Genomic DNA, 1,583 nt, shown 5'->3' with positions numbered 1-1,583 from the left:
TAGGCGCTGCCTTCGACATGCCAGCGCGCGATCCGCAGCAATTCCCAGAAGCTGTGCGTGTTGGTCGCCGCCGCCATCTTGCGCAAACCGAGATTGACGCCTTCCGCCAGCAACACGTTCATCAGGCCGATCCGGTCGCTGCAGGGCGCGCCGGTGCGCAGATGCGTGAACGCCTCGGAAAATCCGGTTCGCTCATCGACTTCCAGCAACAGATCGGTGATCCTCGCGGGCGGGAGCTGTTGATAGAGATCGAGCACGAGATCCTCGGCCCCTTCGGGCGTGTCGGCCCTCAGCTTGTCGATGTGCAGCTTGCCGTTCTCGATGATGCCGCCTGGGATCGTGCCGGTTCGCGCCGCGCGGCCAAACTCCTTCAGCCGTGTATCCAGTCGAGCCCTGCGCTCGGCCAGCCATTCGCCGGGTCGCAGCGGCACGGCGAGCCGCGCGGTCTGCTCTATCGCCTGTGGCGGGACCAGAAGCTGCTTGAGGTCGCCATAGCGGCGCGATCCCGCCAACCATATGTCACCGGACCGGAAGGCGTCGCGGATGTGGAACAGCACCGCGATTTCCCAAAGCCGGTGGTCGCCGCTGGGCTCAGCGCAAAGATGACGATGCCATTTCGAGTTGGGACGTAGAAAATCCACCGGCGGATCGACCTTGATCCCGTTACGCAGCATCGCAACGGCCGCCAGAAGAGGCGTGGCGATCGGCGCCGCCTGCATGTCGAGCAGGCGCAGCATCCTGGGCGCGTAGAGGCGGAAACGGTGATAGCCGTCCAGCACACGGCTGAGCGGGTCGGCCGCGAGCACGTTGGTCAGCGCGGAGGCCGTGGCGACAAGGGTTCTGAACCGTTCCCAGCCAGGCCCGGTGGCGATTATCCCGTCCAGGGCCGTGCCATCGTCCTGCGCTCCAAGCAAAGCACCACCGATTTCGGCAAAGGACTTCAGCGTGTCCCGAACGGCCGCCTTTTCGTCGGCGATCCTGGTGTTGCAAAGGCGTTCGGAGGCCCGATAGAGACGGCCTACGATGCGATCGTGGGTCTCCACGATGACATCGGCCAGCGATGACCGCCATTCCAGGGTGCAGACAGCGAGGATCGCAAGCCGCCTGTCTTCGGGCAGATCACGCATGCCGTCGGCGTAATAGCGCTCGCCCTGCCGGCGAAGCCGGGTCACACGATGCGCCGGCACGCCGTCCAGCAAATCCGCCGGAAGATCGAACCTTTGAAGATATTCCAGTCGATCCATCAGCCGGTTAGCGGCTGCTGAATTTGCGCCAACCTCGAACTGTCGCAGCCATACGAAGCGCGTGACGCGACCATCCACCGTATCCTCCAACAGGTGAGCCAAATTCTCGCTCAGGGTTGGCGTGATGCGATGGGCGATAAGATCCTCGATCCGGCGCTCGGCCTCAACCAGCGCATCGGCGCAAAGGCGCTCGATCGTCGAGGAGCCGGGAAGGATCGTGCGGGTGCGGCGACACTCCGCAACGAAGCGACGGGCAAGATCCTCATTCGATGTCGCCGCCTCGGCTTCCCGAGCGATCCATTCGCGCAAATCCCGTGCGCCCCGCCCCGAAAAGGAGCG

Annotated in this window: 1 protein-coding gene; it reads right to left on the bottom strand. The window is 64.3% G+C overall.

Features of this window, described 5'->3' with window-relative positions; all coding sequences use genetic code 11:
• Positions 1–1,583 (bottom strand): Tn3 family transposase (locus BRX37_RS26175; protein WP_125990352.1); only part of this gene is annotated, 1,583 nt, incomplete at both ends.

This window comes from Sphingomonas sp. S-NIH.Pt3_0716 (assembly GCF_003950715.1).
GTDB classification, from domain to species: Bacteria; Pseudomonadota; Alphaproteobacteria; order Sphingomonadales; family Sphingomonadaceae; genus Sphingobium; species Sphingobium yanoikuyae_A.
Note: the sequence above shows the minus strand (reverse complement) of the source record. Positions and strands in the feature narration are given on the sequence as shown.